This window comes from Micromonospora sp. WMMD1082 (assembly GCF_029626175.1).
GTDB lineage: Bacteria > Actinomycetota > Actinomycetes > Mycobacteriales > Micromonosporaceae > Micromonospora.
Map to the genome: position 1 here is coordinate 2,721,142 of NZ_JARUBM010000002.1, position 19,489 is coordinate 2,740,630.

Here is a 19,489-nt window from a genome sequence, read left to right on the forward strand (position 1 = left end):
GGTTTGCCGTGAGTTGTGACACCCGCGAGCACGGCATGGGGGTGCCGTGGCGTTGGTGTCAGATCCGAATCAATCGGACCATTCAGACCTACAAGCTGTCGGTCGCCCCAGCCGCGTGCGCGGCCGGGGCCGGCCGATCGAGCTCGAATCACCGTTGCGCCTCTCGCCTTCGCCGCACACCCGTCCCGTCGGCGGTCATGCCGGTCGCCTCATGCTCCGGCTCGCCGTCGCCGCCGGCCAGACCGTCCCGCCCGAGCAGGTACTGCTCGACCAGATGGTTCCAGTCACAGCCGGGGCATACCTCCACCACGAAGACCTGGAACTCACGCAGCGTCATCGCCAGGACGGCCAACTCGGCCACCGTACGCGCCTGGCCGGCCGACTGCTTGAGTTCGTCCCCGTAAATGTAGTGGACGTGGGTGAGGTTCTCGCTCCGGCAGATCGGACACCGCCGGTCGGTGGGCTCGCCATGGAACCGAGCCGCGTTCTTCAGGTACGGCGACGCGTCGCACAGGTCGTAGGTGCCGACGCGGCCGGCGAGGAGCTCACGCAGCACTGCTCGCTTTCGGAGCGAGTAGTCGACGATCTGGCGCTGCGTACGCATGCGGCAAAGGGTACGCGGTCTCCTTTGGCGAGGCGACCACCGTGACAATCCGTAGTCGAGGGATTCCGGAACGGGGGTTTGCCCCGGCCGGCGCGAGACGCTACGGTGCGATGTATCGGTCCGATACATCGTGGTGGTTACCGCTTCACGCACAGGGTAAAGGGAGGGTGGCCGGTGCTCGAACTCGCCATCCTCGGCCTGCTTCAAGAGGCCCCGATGCACGGCTACGAGCTGCGCAAGGAGCTCACCGCCAAGCTGGGGGCGATCCGCGCTGCGATCAGCTATGGCTCGCTCTACCCGACCCTGCGCCGGTTGCAGGCCGCGGGATGGATCACTGAGGCCGACGAGGCACCCGCCACCGCCGAGGAGGTTCCCGCGCTGACCAGCCGACGAGGTCGGGTGGTCTACAAGATCACTGCGGAGGGCAAGGAACGATTCGCCCAGCTCATCGCACAGACCGGGCCGGAAACGTACGGCGACACCGGCTTCGGTGTGCACTTCGCGTTCTTTTCCCGAACCGACCAGGCAACCCGACTCCGGATCCTGGAAGGTCGCCGCCGCACGATCGAGGAACGTCGCGAGGGCCTTCGCGACATGCTGGGCCGGGCGGCCGAGCGCCTCGACGCGTACACCCTGGAGCTGCAACGCCACGGCCTGGAGGCCTGTGAGCGTGAGGTCCGCTGGCTGGAGGAGCTCATCGCCAACGAGCGCTCCGGCCGTGCCCCGACGGTCCCGCACGACGGGACGGCCGGCGGCCGACGAGAAGACAACAGCCCGCCTCCGCCTGGTGAGACCAGGAAAGAGCGGCCGTGACAGAGAAGAAGGAGGCATACGCGATGGGCTCCGTCCGCGTCGCCATCGTCGGTGTGGGTAACTGCGCCTCGTCCCTGGTACAGGGCGTCGAGTATTACCGGAACGCCGACCCGAACGACCGCGTCCCGGGTCTCATGCACGTCACCTTCGGCGACTACCACGTCTCTGACGTGCAGTTCGTCGCGGCGTTCGATGTCGACGCCAAGAAGGTGGGCATGGACCTCGCGGAGGCGATCGTCGCCAGCGAGAACAACACCATCAAGCTCTGCGACGTGCCGCCCACCGGCGTCACCGTGCAGCGCGGCCCGACCTTCGACGGCCTCGGGCAGTACTACCGCGAGATCATCGAGGAGTCCGGCCGCGAGCCGGTCGACGTGGCCAAGGCGCTGCGCGACGCGCAGGTCGACGTGGTCGTCTCCTACCTGCCGGTGGGCTCGGAGCAGGCCGACAAGTTCTACGCCCAGGCCGCGATCGACGCCGGCTGCGCGTTCGTCAACGCCCTGCCGGTCTTCATCGCCTCCGACCCCGAGTGGGCGCAGAAGTTCACCGACGCGGGCCTGCCGATCGTCGGCGACGACATCAAGAGCCAGGTCGGCGCCACCATTGTGCACCGCGCCCTCGCGAAGCTCTTCGAGGACCGGGGTGTCGAGCTGCTGCGCACGTACCAGCTCAACTTCGGCGGCAACATGGACTTCATGAACATGCTGGAGCGCAACCGCCTGGTCTCGAAGAAGATCTCGAAGACGCAGTCGGTCACCTCCCAGGTGCCGCACGAGATGGCCAAGAGCGACGTGCACATCGGCCCGTCCGACCACGTGCCGTGGCTGGACGACCGCAAGTGGGCCTACATCCGCCTGGAGGGCCGCTCGTTCGGTGACACCCCGCTCAACGCCGAGCTCAAGCTTGAGGTCTGGGACTCGCCGAACTCGGCCGGTGTCATCATCGACGCCGTCCGCGCCGCGAAGATCGCCCTCGACCGCAAGATCGGTGGCCCGATCCTGTCGGCCTCGTCGTACTTCATGAAGTCCCCGCCGGTGCAGTACGCGGACCACGACGCGCACGCCGCCGTCGAGTCCTTCATCGCCGGCGAGATCGAGCGCTGAGCTGCCGTAACGCTCGCCCGGGCTGACGCCCGCCGCCAGCACCGTCGAGGGCCGGGTCCACACGGACCCGGCCCTCATCCGGCACTACGTCCGCCCGGCCCGAAACGTGTCCCCCGATTCGGGGCAGCGCCGGCAGTCGACACGCCGAGCACAGGCCGCCTTTACCGCCACCAGGTGGACAGCGAGCGTGCGGTCAGGACCAGGCGCGTTGCAGGGCGACCCGGGCCTCCAACTCCAGCAGTTTGACCTTGCGGTCCAGGCCACCGCCGAAGCCGACCAGCTTCCCGCCCGCACCGATGATGCGGTGACACGGCACGATGACCGGGATCGGGTTGCGGTTGCAGGCCACGCCGACCGCGCGGGCCGCGCCCGGATCGCCCACCCGCCGGGCCACCTCGCCGTAGGTCAGCGTCTCGCCGTACGGAATCAGGGTCATCTCGCGCCACACCGCCCGCTCGAACTCGGAACCGCGCGGCACCGTCACCGGCACGTCGAACTCGGTCAGCTCCCCGGCGAAGTACGCCCGCAGCTCCTGCACCGCCCGCCGGGACGCCTCGTCGACCGGCTCGGCGGTGGCGTTCGCGACCGGGCCGAAGTGCGTCCCGCACACGCTGCCGCCCTCGGTGGCCACGGAGAACTCCCCGATCGGCGAGTCGAGCACCGTCCATCGCATCCCGCCATTGTCCCACCCGTTGCCCCCACCCCGTTGATCATGAAGTTGTTGTCACCCCGCCCGGCGTGTCGCGACAACAACTTCATGATCAACGGGGAGAGCGAGGGGGTGGGGGACGGCGGCGCCCGCCGGGCGTTTCCCTGGGTGGGGGTGCTCGGCGGGCGCCGGGTGGGGTCGTGCTGGATGTCAGGCGGCGGAGACGGTGAACTTCTCGCCGTTGCCCAGCCCGAGTTCACGGGCGGTCCACTTGATGTTCTTGTTCGAGATCAGCTTGCTGGTGCCGGCCGAACCGGCGGAGACCGCCTGGTTGTCGCTGGCCCGGAGGAAGATCGTGCCATCCCCGTTGTAGTCGACGAAGTCGAAGGTGCCCCAGAGGCCCAGGGTCTTGCTGCTGGCGATCAGCGGCTTGGTGCCCTTGCTCGCCGCGACCACGTACCGACCGTTGGAGAGCGCCTTCAGGCCGAAGAAGCCGTCGCCCCGGTTGACGATCTGGAACTTCGCCGCCTTGGTGACCGACTTGCTGCTGGCGACCAGCGGCTTGGTGCTGCTGGCGGCCACCACGTACTTGCCGCTGGCCTTCGACTTGATGCTGATCACCGGCGCCGGCGCGTCGATGGTGAACTTCTCGTTGGTACCGATGGTGGTCCTGCTCGCCTTCAGCGCCGACTTGCCGGCCTTCGACGCCGTGACGTACTTGCCGTTGATCTTGGCCTTGAGGCTGATCCTGCCGTCGGTGTGGTTCACGATGGTGAACTTGGCCGAGGTGACGATCGTCTTGTGGCTGGCGATCAGTGGCTTGGTGCCCTTGCTCGGTGCGACCACGTATCGGCCGGTGCTCTTGGAGCGCAGCGCGACCAGGCCGCCGCCGGCGTTGACGATGTCGTACCGCTGCGCGGTACCCAGGCTCTTACCGTTGTTGACCAACGCCTTCTTGGTGCTGGCGGCGGTCACGAACTTGCCGTTGGAGCTGGCCTTGAAGCCGTACGAGCTGCGGGCGGGGGTGACCGAGCCAACGGTGAGCAGCCGGTCGATCGAGCCCTTGGTGTCGTACACCGCCCCGGCGATGCCGGTGGTGACGATGCGGTCGCGGACCTGCTTCGGCTTCCACGTCGGGTTGGTGTGCAGCAGCAGAGCCGCCGCACCCGCGACGTGCGGAGCGGCCATCGAGGTGCCGCTGGCCCCCAGGCTGCCGGTGTTGTTGTCGTGCCGCGCCGAGACGATGCTCACGCCCGGAGCGAACACGTCGAGGCACTTGCCGTAGTTCGAGAACCAGGCCCGCATGTCGACCCGGTCCGTCGCGCCCACGGTGATCGCGTCGGGCACCCGGGCCGGCGACACCTTGCAGGCGTCCCTCATCTCGTTGCCGGCCGCCACCGCGTAGGTGATGCCGGAGTTGATGGAGCGCTTCACGGCATCGTCGATCGCCGTCGACGCCCCGCCACCGAGGCTCATGTTGGCCACGGCCGGCTTCTTGGCGTTGGCGGTCACCCAGTCGACACCGGCGATGACCTGTTCCGTGGTGCCGGAACCGTCACAGCCGAGCACCCGTACACCGACGAGCTTGATCCCCTTGGCCACGCCGTACTTCGCGCCACCGACGGTGCCGGCCACGTGCGTTCCGTGGCCGTTGCAGTCCCCGTTCGCCTGGGGTTGGATACCGCCCGGCTCGGTGGGCTCCGGATCCGCCGTCGGCTCCGGATCCGCCGTGGGCTCGGGCTCCGCCGTCGGCTCTGGGTCCACCGTGGGCTCCGGATCCGGCGTCGGCTCGGCAGTGGGGGTCGGGGTGGGCGTGGGCGTGGGCTTGGGCGGCGGGTTGATGGCGTCGTAGCCCATGCTGGCCCGGCCGCCGAAGTCCTGGTGCTTGACGTTGATGCCGGTGTCCAGGATGTACGCGGTGACCTTGCTACCGGTGTTCGGGTACTTGTAGCTCTTGTTCAGCTTCGCGGAGGCCTGGTCGAGACGGTCGAGGCCCCAGGACGGCGGGCTGCTCTGCGTGCCGCTGGCCGACAGGCGCCGGACCTGCTCGACGTAGGCCACCGCGGGGTTGGCGGCCACCTTCTCCGCCTGCTGCCGACTCATGGTGGCCGAGTAGCCGGTGAGGGCGTTGCCGAAGACCTCCCGGACCGTGCCGCCGTTCGCACCGGCGAGCGCCGAGGCGGCGGCCCGGACGGTGCTGTAGGTGGCGCCCCGGTCCTTGAGGACGACGATGTAGCGATCCGGCACGACACCGAAAGCACCGGTGCCGAGCACCTCGGCCCGGGGCAGGTCGGGCGGAGCGGCCAGTGCGGCACCGCCGGAGACGACGGTGAGCATGGACGAGGCGGTGGCGAGGGCGAGCCCCGCCACCGCCGAGCGGCGCAGTACGCCACGGCGTTTCACTAGTGTGATCTCCCCGTTGATCGTCGACCGTGCCCGATGGGGTGGTCGAACCGACAGTGGATCGTCCCGCTTCGACAGATGAACAGCGAGTGAAGAGACGTGCCCAACATCATCTACGACCGACGCAACGATCCGGGTCAACCTTTCGGTCGAAACGTCGGCGTTTCGTCGTAGCGACCATCAGGACGGGACGAGCCAGGATGGACGCCGGCCCGGCAGTGTCGACACCGCAGGGTCAGGCGGTGGCGCCGTTCAGCCGAGGACGCCCTCGTCGCGGGCCCAGCGCAGCAGCTCCGCCTCGGCGGTGTCGCGGTCCAGCGGCCCACGCTCCAGCCGCAGATCCTTCAGGTACTTCCAGGCTCGTCCCACGATCGGCCCGGGCGGCACGCCGAGCAACTCCATGATCGCGTTCCCGTCGAGGTCGGGCCGGACGCGGGCCAGGTCCTCGTCGGCCGCGATCCGGGCGATCCGCTCCTCCAGCGCGTCGTAGTCCGAAGCCAGCTGGGCCGCCTTGCGGCGGTTGCGGGTGGTGCAGTCCGACCGGGTCAGCTTGTGCAGCCGGGGCAGCAGGTCACCGGCGTCGGTGACGTACCGGCGCACCGCCGAGTCGGTCCACTCGCCCCGGCCGTACCCGTAGAAGCGCAGGTGCAGCGCGACCAGCGCGGTGACCTGTGCGGTGACGTCCTTCGGGTAGCGCAGCGCCTTCATCCGCGCCTTGGTCAGCCGGGCGCCGACCACCTCGTGGTGGTGGAAGCTGACCCGCCCGTCCGGCCCGGCCGACTTCGTCGCCGGCTTGCCCACGTCGTGCATCAGCGCGGCCATCCGGAGGACGAAGTCCGGCCCCTCCTTCTCGTGGGAGACCGCGTTGCGGACCACCGTGAGGGTGTGCTCGTAGACGTCCTTGTGCTGGGCGTGCTCGTCGATCTCCAGCTTGAGCCCGGTCAACTCGGGCAGGAAGCGCTCGGCCAGGCCGGTGTCGACCAGCAGCCGCAGACCGGTGATCGGGTCGGCTCCGCAGAGCAGCTTGGTGAACTCGTCGCGGATCCGCTCGGCCGTGATCCGGTCCAGGTCGGCCGCCATCCGGGTCATCGCCGCCTGCACGTCCGGGTGGACCGCGAAGCGCAGCTGCGCGGCGAAGCGGGCGGCCCGCAGCATCCGCAGCGGGTCGTCGCCGAACGACTCGGCGGGCGTGCCGGGGGTACGCACGACCTTCGCGGCCAGGTCGGCCAGGCCGCCGTACGGGTCGGTGAACCGGTGCTCGGGCACGCTCACCGCCATCGCGTTGACGGTGAAGTCCCGCCGCCGCAGGTCCTCGACCAGGCTGGTGCCGTACGCGACCGTCGGGTTGCGGCTCACCTGGTCGTACGACTCCGCCCGGAAGGTGGTGATCTCCAGTCGCAGGCCGCCGCGCTGGCAGCCGATGGTGCCGAACTCCCGACCGGTCTCCCAGATCGCCTCGGCCCAGCCCCGCACGATGTCCAGTGTCTGGTCCGGGTGCGCGTCGGTGCAGAAGTCCAGGTCCTCGCCGAGACGCCCGAGCAGCGCGTCGCGTACCGAACCGCCCACGAGGTGCAGTTCATGACCGGCCACGGCGAACCGGCGGCCCAGCTCGTCGGCGACCGGGGAGACCCGGAGCAGTTCGGCGACGGCGTTGCGCTGCGCGGCGGTGAGTTCGCGGCGGTCGGTGGCGTGGGATGCGGCGGCGTCGGACATGGGATCAGCAGCCTATCGGTCCTGACCGGCATCTCCTCCGCCGGGCGCGGGTAACGAACCGGGGTTGACTAAGGTCTGTGACGTGGGGGCCGGTGCCGGCTCCGGCGTACCCCTTGGAGGCACAGATGAGCGGCGGGCTCTACCGCAGCGCGAACGCCGCGCAGGGCGGCTCGCCCGACAGCCGCCCGGACGACGGGGCCACGTTCATCTCCGCCGAGCCGCTGAACCAGCCCGCGATGGAGTCGACCGCGCCGCCGCCGGAGCAGGTGGCGGAGGGCAGCGCCGCGACCAACAGCGCGGTCATGGCGATCGGCAGCCTGGTCAGCCGGGGTACGGGCTTCCTGCGCACCCTGGCGATCACCGCGGCGCTGGGCTCGGCGATCGGTGACGCGTACACGACCGCCCAGATCCTGCCGGGGATGGTCTACGAGTTCCTGCTCGGCGGCATCCTCACGAGCGTCCTGATCCCGGTGCTGGTCCGACGGCGCAAGTTCGACGGCGACGGCGGCCAGGCGTACACCCAGCGGCTGCTCACGCTGGCCGTGCTCGCCCTCGGCGGCGCGGCGCTGCTCGCGGTGGCCGCGGCGCCGCTGCTCACCTGGCTGTACGCCAGCGACCAGTCCCCCGCCGACTACCGGAGTCTGGTCACCGCGCTGGCCCGGCTCATGCTGCCGATGATCTTCTTCACCGGCCTGAGCGCGCTGATCAGCGCCGTGCTCAACACCCGTGGCCACTTCGCGGCCCCGATGTGGGCGCCGATCCTGAACAACATCGTGGTGATCGCCACCGCCGGCCTCTACATCGCGATCTTCAGCACCGACATCCTCGCCCCGGATCAGATGACCACCGGGCGGATCCTGCTCATCGGCGGGGGCACGCTGCTCGGTGTGGCGGTCCAGGCGGCCGGGCTGCTGCCCGCGCTGCGCAGGGTCGGCTTCCGGTGGCGGTTCCGGTTCGACTTCCGGGCGCTCGGGCTGGGCGAGCTGGGTCGCCTCGGCGCCTGGATGTTCTGCTACGTCGCGGTCAGCCAGCTCGGCCTGATCGTGATCTTCAACCTGCTCAGCCGGACCAGCGGCCAGGCCGCCGGCGCACTGATCTACAACAACGTCTTCCTGCTGCTGATGATGGCGCACGGCATCATCGCCGTCTCGATCATCACGGCGTTGATGCCCCGGATGAGCGCCGCCGCCGCCGACGGCCGGTACGCCGACCTCGCCGCCGACCTGTCCCGGGGCACTCGCACGGTGTCGGCCGTGCTCGCCCCGATCGCGGTCTGCTACGCCGTGCTCGCCACCCCGATCGCCTTCACCCTGTTCCGGTGGGGTGCGTTCACCGACGACAACGCCCATGCCACCGCCCCGGTGCTGTTCTTCGCCGCGCTGGCACTGGTGCCGTTCGCGGTCAGCCAGCTGTTCACCTTCGCCTTCTACGCGCTGCCCGACACCCGCACGCCGGCCCTGGTGAACATCCCGGTAGTGGCGCTGCGGTCGCTGGTGCAGATCGGGCTCTTCGTGGCGTTCTCGGCGAGCTTCGCCGCATCCGGGATGATGATCGGCAACACCGTCTCGTACCTGGCCGCGGCCATCGCCTCGGCCTGGCTGCTGCGGCCCCGGGTGGGTCGCATCGGGCTGGGCGCGATCCTGCGTACGCTGAGCCGGGTGGTGGTCGCCGCGCTCGGTGCCGCCGTGGCCGGCCTGCTGGTGGTGGCCCTGCTGCCCGGCGACGACACGCCGACGCGGTCGGAGGCGATCGTGCAGCTGGTGGTCGGCGGCAGCGTGATCGGCGGTACGTACCTCGGCCTGGCGACCGTGCTGCGGATCTCCGAGATCACCGAGGTGGTCGGCATGGTCCGCCGCCGGCTCGGCCGCTGATCATCGACGCGGCATGCACGCACCCAGAGTGACCGCGGATCACCAGGCTGGGGATGCGCCTGTGGATAACTCCGCGCGCCGCCGCTCACCTACCGAGTCAGCCTGTGGATAACCAGCCGGACGGCCGAGTATGCCCGGCCGGTCGATGGGAACCCCACCGCCGCCGGACCTACCGACACAGCCAGCCCCGCCCCTGCCGGAGCCGGTTGTTGTCGACCTTTAGATTGGCTGGTACAAGTGCCAGCAACGGGGCTGACAACGGTGGTAACCGGGCAAGTCCGTCCGACTGCCGACTCCCGGTGTCGGTCACGGCGGGAAGATGACATGTCGGGGACCGTGCCAACCCGGGTAAGGTCGCTCTCGACGGGTACGGCAGGCACCGGCGCGCGGCACCGCGTGGCGACCGGTCGGCGGTACCAGACGAAGGCGGAGCGGGAAACAGATGCCCAGCAGCGCGGGTCCATCGATCGACACGATCACCGAGGGAGGACGGGTGACCCAGGTCGGCGAGGGTCAGGACGCGGACGAGACCACTCCGCCGGTCATGACCTTCGGCGCTCCGACGGCCGGTGAGATCCTCGCCGAACGTTACGAGCTGGTCGAACACATCAACAACGACAGCGCGGGCCGGCTGGTCTGGCGCGGTGTCGATGTCGTGCTGCGCCGGCCCGTCGCGGTCGTCATGCGCTACCCGGGCGGCGAGTCCGCCACCGAGATGCTTCAGGCCGCCGTCGCTGCCAGCCGGGTCGTCCACCCCAACCTGGTCGGCGTCTACGACGCCATCGACGAGGCCGATCGGGCCTACGTGGTGCGCGAATGGGTCGACGGGCAGTCGCTGCGGGATCTGGTCGCGAGCGGGTCGTTGGACGCCGCCCGGGCCACCGCCGTCGGTAGCGCCGTCGCCAGCGCCCTGGCCGCCGTGCACGCCACCGGCATGGTGCACGGCAACGTGCACCCCGGCACGGTGATGATCAGCGACGACGGCCGGGTGGTCCTCGCGGACGCCCGCACCGACGGCGCCGACACCCAGCAGAGTGACGTCCGCGCCGTCGGCGGAGTCCTCTACTACGCGATGACCGGCTACTGGCCGCACACCGAGGCGCCACTGCGCGGGGCCACCGCGGGGCACGGCCGGGCGGCCATCCCCGACGCGGTACGCGACGCCAACGGCGTGATGGCCGCCCCTCGTCAGGTCCGGGCCGGTGTGCCGGCCTACCTGGACGACCTGACCATGGATCTGCTCGACGCCGGGATCGCACCGCCGTCGTCGGATGTCCTGGCGGCGGAGCTGGCCCGACTGGACGTGCCCGACGACGACTACCTCGACAACAGCGGTCCGCTGCGCTTCGTCGGCGAGACCGGCGAGGAACCGTCGCCGCTGGCCGCGGCGGGCGGGCGCAAGGTCGCCCTGGGCATCGCCGGCCTGCTGGCGGTGGTCCTGGTGGGGCTCCTCATCGGGATCAGTGCCCTCGGCGGCGACGACGAGGATCCGCAGACCGAGCCGGTCGCCGCGCCGACGTCCACCGCTCCGGTGACCGAGGAGCCCGCAGAGCCGGTCGTCCGGAACTTGAAGATCAGCGCCGCCCGGATCATCGACCCCGACAGCCGGGATCGCAGCGAGGTCCGCGACGCCGAGAAGGTCTTCGACGGGGATCAGGACGAGGGCTGGTCGACGGAGACCTACAGCCGCAGCAACTTCGGCAACTTCAAGCGGGGCATGGGGGTCTGGATCGACCTCGGTGCCGAGCGGAACGTCAAGTCGGTGCAGGTCAACCTCTCCGTCACCGGCGCCTCGGCGGAACTGCTCACCGGCACGATCGACGCGCCCTCGTCCGGTGCCGGTGACGACCAGATCCTCACCGCCTACCTCAAGAACAGGATCGGGCAGCCCTTCGAGGCGCACGACGGCACCACGATGACCTTCAACGGCTTCGACGTCGACCAGACGTACCGGTACCTGCTGTTCTGGATCACCGAGCTGCCCCCGAGCAGCGGTGGCTTCAAGGTCGGTGTCCAGGAGATCACGGTCCAGGGGTCATGAGGCAGCAGCGCGGCGGCACCCACCGGGTCGGGTGATGGAGGTACGCGACGCCGGGCGGAACCACACGGGCGCGGCTTCCGTGGGCGACACGGTCAGCGACCTTGATCTGCTGCGCGCCCATGTCGCCGGGGATCGCGACGCGTTCGGCGAGTTGTTCCGCCGGCACCGGGACCGGCTCTGGGCGGTCGCCCTGCGTACGGTCGGCGACCGTGAGGAGGCCGCGGACGCCCTCCAGGACGCGATGCTCTCCGCCCACCGCGCCGCCGGTCGGTTCCGGGGTGACTCCGCCGTCACCACCTGGCTGCACCGGATCGTGGTGAACGCCTGCCTCGACCGGATCCGCCGCCGGCGGGCCCACCCGACGGTGCCGCTGCCCGACGGGAACCGCGGCCCGGAGGACGGCCCCGGCACCGGTGGAGTCGAGCCCGCCGCACCGGTACGCGACCACGACACCGCGATGGTCGTCCGGGACGCTCTGGCCGCGCTGCCGGTGGAGCAGCGGGCCGCACTCGTCCTGGTGGACGTGCAGGGCTACCCGGTCGCCGAGGTCGCGCGGATCCTCGGGGTGGCCGAGGGGACGGTCAAGAGCCGGTGCGCCCGGGGCCGTGCCCGGCTGGCGGTCATGCTCGGGCACCTGCGACCCGGCAGCGGATCGGCCCCCGACGGGCCGGACGTGCCGGAGGTCACCCGGGGGAACCCGAGGGCACCCTCGGGCGTCCGATCGGGGTCGGGCAGGTCCCGACCGGCCATCCACCAGCAGGAGGAAGCGTGAGCACCGGGGAGTTCAGCGAGGTCGACCACGACCTGCTCGCCGACTACCTCGGCGGCGCGCTGGACGGCACCGCCGAGCAGGCCGAGATCGCCCGGCTCGTCGCGCAGGATCCGGCCTGGGCGCAGGCCCACGCGCGGCTGGCCCCGGCAGTCGACGGCATCCGCGCTGAGCTGGCCGAGTGGGGCGAGCCGGCGCTGGAGCTGCCGCCGGAGATCGCCGATCGGATCAGCAGCGCGCTCGCCGCCACCGACCTTCCCGGCGTGGCCCGCGACGATGTCGCACCGGCCCCGACGGCACCCGACGATCCGGACCTGGCGGACCTGGTCCGCCCGCCGGTCATGATGGTGGCCGACTCCGCCACCGGCGACTCCGCCGACACCGGGGAGCCCGACCCGACCGACAGCACCGACCCGACCGGTGCGCCGGAGTCTGCCGGCGGAAGACCGACGGTCGTACCGGCCCAGCCGCTCGGCGGCCCACGCCGCCCCGGTGGCCCGCTGCGACCGGGGCAGGAGCGGAGCGCACCGGCCCGGCCGGGCCAGCGGCGGCGCCGCTGGGCGCGCGTGGCCGGGCCGGTCGCGCTCGCCGCCGCCGCGGTGGTCGGGCTGGGCGCCCTCCAACTGACCGGGCCGAACGGGGGCGACGACACGGCGTCCGACACCGTGCTCAGCGATCGGGGCGCCAGTCCCGTCGTGCCCCACGCGTACCCGCAGGGTTCCCCGGAGCGGGCCACCGACGAGGGGGCCGAAGGCGCCTCCGCCCTGGCCCTGCCGTCCTTCCGGATTGCCGGCACACCGCAGCGCAGCGACACCGACTACACGCCGGAGGCGCTGGCCAGGGCGATGTCGACGGTCAGGCAGTTCACCAGTGGCGCGGATCCGGAGGTCGGCGCGCAGAACGAGGAGCGCCTGCCCGGCCCGGGTGACCTGACCCGGCTCGGCGACCAGACCGCGTTGAGCGCCTGTCTCGCCGAGATCAGCGCCGAACACGGCCGGCAGCCGCTGGTCTTCGACGTCGTCGACTACGCCCGCTTCCAGGGGCTCCCGGCGCTGGTCGTGCGCTTCACCGACAGCTCCGGGGTGAGCTGGGCGTGGGTCAGCGGCCCCGAGTGTGGTGTCCCCGGGTCCGGCTCGGACGCCCGCTACCGGACGCGGGTAGGGTGAGTCGGCGGTCACCGGACGTTTGGCCGTCCACGTGACCTGACCCACCGGATGACCGGCTCGGGAATCCCCGCTTCGTACGATGACGTTCTGCACATCAGTTGCCGGCCGCGTCGGCACTCGGATCGGCATCGGCCCGTACGCCGGTGACGACAGTCAACACGATTGGGAGACGGCAGTGGACGAGGTCCGCAACCTGGTCATCATCGGCTCCGGGCCGGCCGGCTACACGGCGGCGGTCTACGCGGCGCGTGCCAACCTAAAGCCGCTGGTCATCGAGGGTGTGCAGTCCGGCGGCGCGCTGATGACCACCACCGAGGTGGAGAACTTCCCCGGCTTCGCGGACGGCATCCTCGGTCCCGAGCTGATGGACAACATGCGCAAGCAGGCCGAGCGGTTCGGTGCCGAGTTCCTGACCGACGACGTCACCCGGGTCGAGCTGACCGACACGGGCCACCCGGGCACGGTGAGCACGGTCTGGGTCGGCGAGACCGCCTACCGGGCCCGGGCCGTCATCCTCGCCACCGGTTCCGCGTGGCGTCCGCTCGGCGTACCGGGCGAGCAGGAGTACCTCGGCCACGGTGTCTCCTCCTGCGCCACCTGCGACGGCTTCTTCTTCCGCAACCAGCACATCGTGGTCGTCGGTGGCGGCGACTCGGCGATGGAGGAGGCCAGCTTCCTGACCCGCTTCGCCGAGTCGGTGACCATCATCCACCGCCGGGACTCGTTCCGGGCGAGCAAGATCATGGCCGAGCGGGCGCTGGGCAACGACAAGATCAAGGTCGAGTGGAACACGGTGGTCGAGGAGGTGCTCGGCGCGGACGGCAAGGTTTCCGGCGTACGGGTGCGCAACATCCACACCGGCGAGGCCAACGTGCTCGACGTCACCGGCGTGTTCGTGGCGATCGGCCACGACCCGCGCAGCGAGCTGTTCCGCGGGCAGGTGGAGCTGGACGACGAGGGATACGTGAAGGTCCAGGCGCCCAGCACGCGGACCAGCGTCCCCGGCGTCTTCGCCGCCGGCGACCTGGTCGACCACACGTACCGGCAGGCCATCACCGCGGCCGGCACCGGCTGCGCGGCCGCCCTGGACGCGGAACGCTTCATCGCCACGCTGCCCAAGAGCTGAAAGACAATCGGAGGAGGGTCAACAGTGGGAGCAACCAAATCGGTCACCGACGCGAGTTTCGCTGCGGACGTGCTGAAGTCCGACAAGCCGGTCCTGGTGGATTTCTGGGCCGAGTGGTGCGGGCCGTGCCGCAAGGTGTCGCCGCTGCTGGAGGAGATCGCCGGCGAGATGGGTGACCAGGTCAGCATCGTCAAGCTCAACATCGACGAGAACCCGGAGACCGCCCGGACGTACCGCGTGATGTCGGTGCCGACCCTCACCGTCTTCAAGAACGGCGAGCCGGTGCAGTCGATCGCGGGCGCCAAGCCCAAGGGCGAACTGGTCAAGCTGATCGAATCGGCCCTCTGACCCCAGCGACGTCGTCGCCACCGACCCCGTGCCAGGCTCGACGGCACGGGGTCGGCGCGTTTTTCCCCGCCCACCACCCCTGCGGATCGCCGAGCGCCTAACCTCGAAACCGGGGGCGCCGGACGCCGGTGACCACCTGGTCCCCGTCAACGGTGCCCGCGCACCGTCGACGGGCCCGGCCAGCCACCGACCGTGCAGAGGGGGTCGTGCGTGCGTCCGATCCGTCCCGGTGACCGGGGACCAGCCGTGACCGAGATCCGCGCGGTGCTGACCGGCCTCGATCTCCTGTCGAAGGCGACCGGCCCGTACAGCGACGAGTTCGACCCGGCCACGGAACGGGCCGTACGCGCCTTCCAGCAGTCGCGGGGGCTCAGCGTCGACGGCCGGGTCGGCGCCGAGACCTGGCGGGCGCTCGACGCCGCCCGCTGGCGCCTCGGTGCCCGCACCCTCTACCACGCGGTGCCGGTCCCGCTCACCGGCGAGGACGTCCGGTCACTGCAGGAACGGCTGCTGGAGATGGGGTACGACACCGGCCGGGCCGATGCCATCTACGGCATCCGTACGTCCCGCGCGGTGGCGCAGTTCCAGCGTGAGGTGGGGCTCGTCCCCGACGGCACCTGCGGCCCGCACACCATGGGCGCGCTGCGCCGGCTGGGCCGCAAGGTGGTCGGCGGCCGGCCGCAGTGGCTGCGCGAATCCGACGCCATCCGGCAGTCCGGTCCCACCCTGGTCGGTCGGACGGTGGTCATCGACCCGGGCCACGGCGGCACCGACCCGGGCGTCGTGGTGCCGGACGGACCGCTGCGCTGGACCGAGGCGGACCTGGTGCACGATCTGGCGAGTCGGCTCGAAGGGCGGCTCGCCGCGTCCGGGGTGCGGGTGCAGCTCACCCGGGGGCCGTCGCCGGAGACCTGCCTGCCCGACATCGACCGGGCACAACTGGCCAACTCGCTCGGCGCCGACGTCTTCGTCTCGCTGCACACCGACGGCCACGCCAACCCGTCCGCCGAGGGGGTGGCGACGTATCACTACGGCACCGACAACGGGGTGACCTCGGCGACCGGTGAGCGGCTGGCCGGGCTGGTCCAACGGGAGATCGTCGCGCGTACCGGGCTGCGGGACTGCCGTACCCACGCCAAGGCGTGGGACCTGCTCCGGATCACCCGGATGCCGGCGGTACGCGTCGAGGTCGGTTACCTCACCTCGCCGACGGACCGGGAGCGGCTGATCGATCCCCGGTTCCGGGACAAGCTGGTCGAGGCGATCGTGGCGGCGGTGCAGCGGATGTACCTGCCGATCGAGCGCGACGTGCCGACCGGCTCGATCGACGTGAGCGAGCTGCGGGCGGCGGTCGCCGCGGGCACCGTGGTCGACTGAGCGACGCGTGCCCGGCCTCGACGAACGCGGACGCACCGCGTCGGCGGCCGTGGCACCGGCGCGACGCTCAGCCAGCGGAGGAACGGGTGGCCGGAGTCGGGCGGACGGGGCGCAGCAGCGACTCCGGGCTCATCGAGCCGAGCAGCTTCTCCAACGCGTACTCGACGTCCGACTTCCAGCTCAACGCCGTACGCAGCTCCAGTCGCAGCCGGGGGAACCGTGGATGCGGGCGGACCGTCTTGAAGCCCACCGAAAGGAAGAAGTCGGCGGGTGCGACGCAGGTGCCGGCGGGATCGGCGGCGTCGCCGAACTTCGCGTCGCCGAACGCCTCGATCGCCTTGATCCCGCGCTTGGTCAGATCGCGGGCCACCCCCTGCACCAGCATCCGGCCCAGACCACCACCGGCGAACGCGGGCACCACGTTCGCGGTCATCAGCAGCGCCGCGTCGGCGGAGACCGGAGAGGTCGGGAACGCCATCGAGCGGGGCACGTAGGCCGGCGGAGCGTACATGACGAAACCGGCCGGCAGGCCGTCGACGTAGATCAGCTTGCCGCAGGAGCCCCACTCCAGCAGGGTCTGCGAGACCCACGCCTCCTTCTCCAGCCCGGGGTCGCCGGCGGCGCAGGCGCGGTCGGCGGAGACCGGATCAAGCTCCCAGTAGACGCACTGCCGGCAGGGACGGGGAAGATCCTCCAGGGTGTCCAGGGTCAGACTGACCAGACGTCGCGACATTGACGCTTCCCCACACTAGGCTCGCAGCTGGGACCCGGCCGGACGACACCGCCGCATCAGCGGTCCAGACGGCACCGCCGCATTCCTGCCCCCGACGAGCGATCGTACGCCGCCGATCGGCGACGTGGGAGAAAAATCGCAAACGTCCACCTCAGCAGCGCCCGCCGCCGGCCCGGCATGTGGACGCGCGGACAATCGAGGACGCCCCGCGCCCGGTGCGGCGGCTAGGATCGACTCCGGCGTGCCGTGCCGTCATGGTCGCCGGTGTCCCGGGTACCCGGGACGGGAGCCGTTCGAGCAGCCATCGAGGTGATGTGATGACCGGCACGACACTCGACGACTACACCGACCGGTACGCCCGCCGGGTGCGGGGAATGACCGCGTCGGAGATCAGGGCGCTGTTCGCGGTCGCCAGCCGGCCGGAGGTGGTGTCGCTGGCCGGCGGTGCGCCGTACATTGCCGCGCTGCCGCTGGACGCCGTCGGTGAGATGCTCGGCCGGCTCGGCGCCGAGCACGGCAACAGCACCCTGCAGTACGGCATCGGTCAGGGCACCCCGGAACTGCGGGAGCGCATCTGCGAGGTGATGGCCCTCTCCGGCATCGACGCCGCCTGCGGCGCCTCCCCCGAGGACGTGGTGGTGACCGTCGGCGGGCAGCAGGCGCTCGACCTGGTGGCCCGCCTCTTCCTCGACCCGGGCGACGTGGTGCTCGCCGAGGGGCCGACCTACGTCGGCGCACTCGGGGTGTTCCAGGCCGCCCAGGCACAGGTCGTGCACGTGCCGATGGACGATGACGGCCTGATCCCGGAGGCGCTGGAGATCGCCATCGCGGAGCAGGCCCGCACCGGTCGCCGGGTCAAGTTCCTCTACACCATTCCCACCTTCCAGAACCCGACCGGCGTGACGCTGACCGAGCAGCGGCGGGAGCAGGTCCTCGACATCTGCGAACGCGCCGGCCTGCTGGTGGTCGAGGACGACCCGTACGGCCAGTTGGGCTTCGAGAGCGAGGCGCCCGCGCCGCTCCGCGCGCGGCGCCGCGACGGGGTCTTCTACCTCAGCACCTTCTCCAAGACCTTCGCCCCCGGGCTACGGGTCGGCTGGATCCTCGCGCCGCACGCCGTGCGCGACAAGCTGGTGATCGCCAGCGAGGCGCAGATCCTTTGCCCCAGCGCGTACGCGCAGGCCGCCGTCAGCACGTACCTCGGCACCATGCCCTGGCGCGAGCAGCTGAAGGTCTACCGGGAGGTCTACCGGGAGCGGCGCGACGCGATGCTCACCGCGCTGGAGGATCTGATGCCGGACGGCACCAGGTGGACCACGCCCGGCGGCGGTCTCTTCGTCTGGGCGACGCTGCCCGACGGGCTGGACTCGAAGGCGATGATGCCCCGGGCCATCGCCGCGCGGGTGGCCTACGTCCCCGGCACCGGCTTCTACGCCGACGGCACCGGCACCGGTCACATGCGGCTCAACTTCTCGTTCCCCCCGCCCGAGCGGATCCGGGAGGGCGTCCGCCGGCTGGCCGGCGTGATGGAACAGGACATCGCCATGCGGCGGGTCTTCGGCGCGGTCGGTGGGCCGGATGCCCGGCGCGGCCGGGCCGGCTGGGACACCCCAGGACCCGACTTGGCATGATGCCCGGCATGGGTGCCACCGCTGCCGAAGAACCCGTCGTGTCCGGTCCCGAGACCACCGACCTCCACGTGCTCGTGCTCGCCGGCGGCCTGTCGTACGAACGTGACGTCTCGCTGCGCTCCGGTCGCCGGGTGCTCGACGCGCTGCGCGCCGTCGGGATGGAGGCCGAGCTGCGCGACGCCGACGTCGCCCTGCTGCCGGCGCTGGCCGCCGATCCACCCGACGCCGTCGTGATCGCCCTGCACGGTGCGACCGGCGAGGACGGCTCGCTGCGCGGGGTGCTCGACCTCTGCGGTGTCCCGTACGTCGGGTGCGACGCCCGGGCCTCCCGCCTCGCCTGGGACAAGCCGTCGGCAAAGGCGGTGCTGCGCGAGGCCGGCATCGCCACTCCGGACTGGGTCGCGCTGCCCCACGACCGGTTCAGCGAGCTGGGCGCCGTGGCCGTGCTGGACCGCATCGTCGACCGGCTGGGGCTACCGCTCATGGTGAAGCCCGCGCAGGGCGGCTCCGGCCTGGGCGCCGCGGTGGTCCGGGACGCGGCATCCCTGCCCGCCGCCATGGTCGGTTGTTTCGCGTACGACTCGACCGCGCTCGTCGAGCGGTACGTGCCCGGCATGGACGTGGCCGTCTCCGTCATCGACCTGGGGGACGGCCCGCAGGCGCTGCCGCCGGTCGAGATCGTGCCCCGCAACGGGTTGTACGACTACGCCGCCCGCTACACCGCCGGCCGGACCACCTGGCACACCCCGGCCCGCCTGGAGCCCGCAGTGGCCGAGTCGGTGGCCCAGGTCGCGCTGGCCGCCCACACCGCACTCGGCCTGCGTGACCTCAGCCGGGTGGATCTGATCGTCGACTCGGCGGGTCAACCACACGTGCTCGAGGTCAACGTCTCGCCGGGCATGACGGAGACGTCGCTGCTACCGCTCGCGGTGCAGGCCGCCGGTCTCGACTTCGGGCGCGTGATCGGCGGCCTGGTCGCCCGCGCCACCACTCGCTGACATCCCGCGCCCGCGATCCGGGCCGGCAGCTGCTGCTGCCCGATTCTCGCCGGCGCCCGCTCGGAGAACGGCGCCAGACCAGTACCGGCGACCGATGCTCCGGCACCTGCCGCCGGCCCGGACGTCCGTCGGTGAGTGGACGGT

At 71.2% G+C, this 19,489-nt stretch carries 16 protein-coding genes and 1 pseudogene; 11 read left to right on the forward strand and 6 right to left on the reverse strand.

What is annotated here, in order from left to right; translation table 11 throughout:
• Positions 1–148: 148 nt before the first annotated feature.
• Complete coding sequence (locus O7615_RS12535) at positions 149–604, reverse strand: DUF5318 domain-containing protein (protein WP_278177651.1); 456 nt, start codon at positions 602–604, stop codon at positions 149–151.
• 174 nt (positions 605–778) lie between these two features.
• Here O7615_RS12535 and O7615_RS12540 point away from each other — a divergent pair, with 174 nt between their 5' ends.
• Both O7615_RS12540 and O7615_RS12545 read left to right on the forward strand, forming a co-directional pair.
• Positions 779–1,417 carry a PadR family transcriptional regulator gene (locus O7615_RS12540; protein WP_278177652.1) on the forward strand — a complete coding sequence of 213 codons (639 nt, stop codon included), beginning with the start codon at positions 779–781 and terminating at the stop codon, positions 1,415–1,417.
• A 23-nt stretch (positions 1,418–1,440) separates the two neighbouring features.
• Positions 1,441–2,520 carry an inositol-3-phosphate synthase gene (locus tag O7615_RS12545; RefSeq protein WP_278182080.1) on the forward strand — a complete coding sequence of 360 codons (1,080 nt, stop codon included), beginning with the start codon at positions 1,441–1,443 and terminating at the stop codon, positions 2,518–2,520.
• A 193-nt stretch (positions 2,521–2,713) separates the two neighbouring features.
• Here O7615_RS12545 and O7615_RS12550 read toward each other — a convergent pair whose 3' ends face one another.
• The 4 genes and pseudogenes from O7615_RS12550 to O7615_RS12565 form a co-directional block, all read right to left on the reverse strand.
• A complete protein-coding gene (locus tag O7615_RS12550; RefSeq protein WP_278177653.1) occupies positions 2,714–3,193 on the reverse strand; it encodes a methylated-DNA--[protein]-cysteine S-methyltransferase in 480 nt (159 codons plus the stop codon).
• A gap of 186 nt (positions 3,194–3,379) precedes the next feature.
• Entirely contained in the window at positions 3,380–5,248 is a 1,869-nt protein-coding gene (locus O7615_RS12555) for a S8 family serine peptidase (protein WP_278182081.1), read from the reverse strand.
• Positions 5,225–5,506, reverse strand: a pseudogene (locus O7615_RS12560) (protease inhibitor I9 family protein); the annotation flags it as partial. The pseudogene O7615_RS12560 and the gene O7615_RS12555, both read right to left, overlap by 24 nt.
• 318 nt (positions 5,507–5,824) lie before the next feature.
• Positions 5,825–7,285, reverse strand: coding sequence for a CCA tRNA nucleotidyltransferase (locus O7615_RS12565; RefSeq protein WP_278177654.1), 1,461 nt, complete (start codon positions 7,283–7,285; stop codon positions 5,825–5,827).
• Between the two features lie 125 nt (positions 7,286–7,410).
• Between O7615_RS12565 and murJ the strand changes: the two genes are divergently transcribed.
• From murJ to O7615_RS12600, 7 genes are all read left to right on the forward strand, one after another.
• Positions 7,411–9,156 carry a murein biosynthesis integral membrane protein MurJ gene (gene murJ / locus O7615_RS12570; protein ID WP_278177655.1) on the forward strand — a complete coding sequence of 582 codons (1,746 nt, stop codon included), beginning with the start codon at positions 7,411–7,413 and terminating at the stop codon, positions 9,154–9,156.
• 442 nt (positions 9,157–9,598) lie between these two features.
• Positions 9,599–11,197 carry a protein kinase family protein gene (locus O7615_RS12575; RefSeq protein ID WP_278177657.1) on the forward strand — a complete coding sequence of 533 codons (1,599 nt, stop codon included), beginning with the start codon at positions 9,599–9,601 and terminating at the stop codon, positions 11,195–11,197.
• Positions 11,198–11,231: 34 nt separating this feature from the next.
• A complete protein-coding gene (sigM, locus tag O7615_RS12580) occupies positions 11,232–11,969 on the forward strand; it encodes an RNA polymerase sigma factor SigM (protein WP_278177659.1) in 738 nt (245 codons plus the stop codon).
• Complete coding sequence (locus tag O7615_RS12585) at positions 11,966–13,132, forward strand: hypothetical protein (protein WP_278177660.1); 1,167 nt, start codon at positions 11,966–11,968, stop codon at positions 13,130–13,132. Before sigM ends, O7615_RS12585 begins: the two co-directional genes overlap by 4 nt.
• A gap of 175 nt (positions 13,133–13,307) precedes the next feature.
• The gene (gene trxB / locus O7615_RS12590; protein ID WP_278177661.1) at positions 13,308–14,258 is read left to right on the forward strand and encodes a thioredoxin-disulfide reductase; all 951 of its coding nucleotides are present in this window, start codon (positions 13,308–13,310) and stop codon (positions 14,256–14,258) included.
• A gap of 24 nt (positions 14,259–14,282) precedes the next feature.
• Positions 14,283–14,606 (forward strand): thioredoxin, encoded by a 324-nt coding sequence (trxA, locus tag O7615_RS12595; protein ID WP_164448776.1) that lies wholly within the window; start codon positions 14,283–14,285, stop codon positions 14,604–14,606.
• A gap of 210 nt (positions 14,607–14,816) precedes the next feature.
• Entirely contained in the window at positions 14,817–15,983 is a 1,167-nt protein-coding gene (locus tag O7615_RS12600; protein ID WP_278177663.1) for an N-acetylmuramoyl-L-alanine amidase, read from the forward strand.
• 67 nt (positions 15,984–16,050) lie between these two features.
• On the opposite strand, the gene O7615_RS12605 is transcribed toward O7615_RS12600, so the two are convergent.
• Positions 16,051–16,716, reverse strand: coding sequence for a GNAT family N-acetyltransferase (locus O7615_RS12605; protein WP_278177664.1), 666 nt, complete (start codon positions 16,714–16,716; stop codon positions 16,051–16,053).
• 317 nt (positions 16,717–17,033) lie between these two features.
• Here O7615_RS12605 and O7615_RS12610 point away from each other — a divergent pair, with 317 nt between their 5' ends.
• The gene (locus O7615_RS12610; protein ID WP_278177665.1) at positions 17,034–18,347 is read left to right on the forward strand and encodes a PLP-dependent aminotransferase family protein; all 1,314 of its coding nucleotides are present in this window, start codon (positions 17,034–17,036) and stop codon (positions 18,345–18,347) included.
• An 8-nt stretch (positions 18,348–18,355) separates the two neighbouring features.
• On the forward strand, positions 18,356–19,345 hold the full coding sequence (locus tag O7615_RS12615; RefSeq protein ID WP_278177666.1) for a D-alanine--D-alanine ligase: 990 nt from the start codon (positions 18,356–18,358) through the stop codon (positions 19,343–19,345).
• Positions 19,346–19,489: the final 144 nt, after the last annotated feature.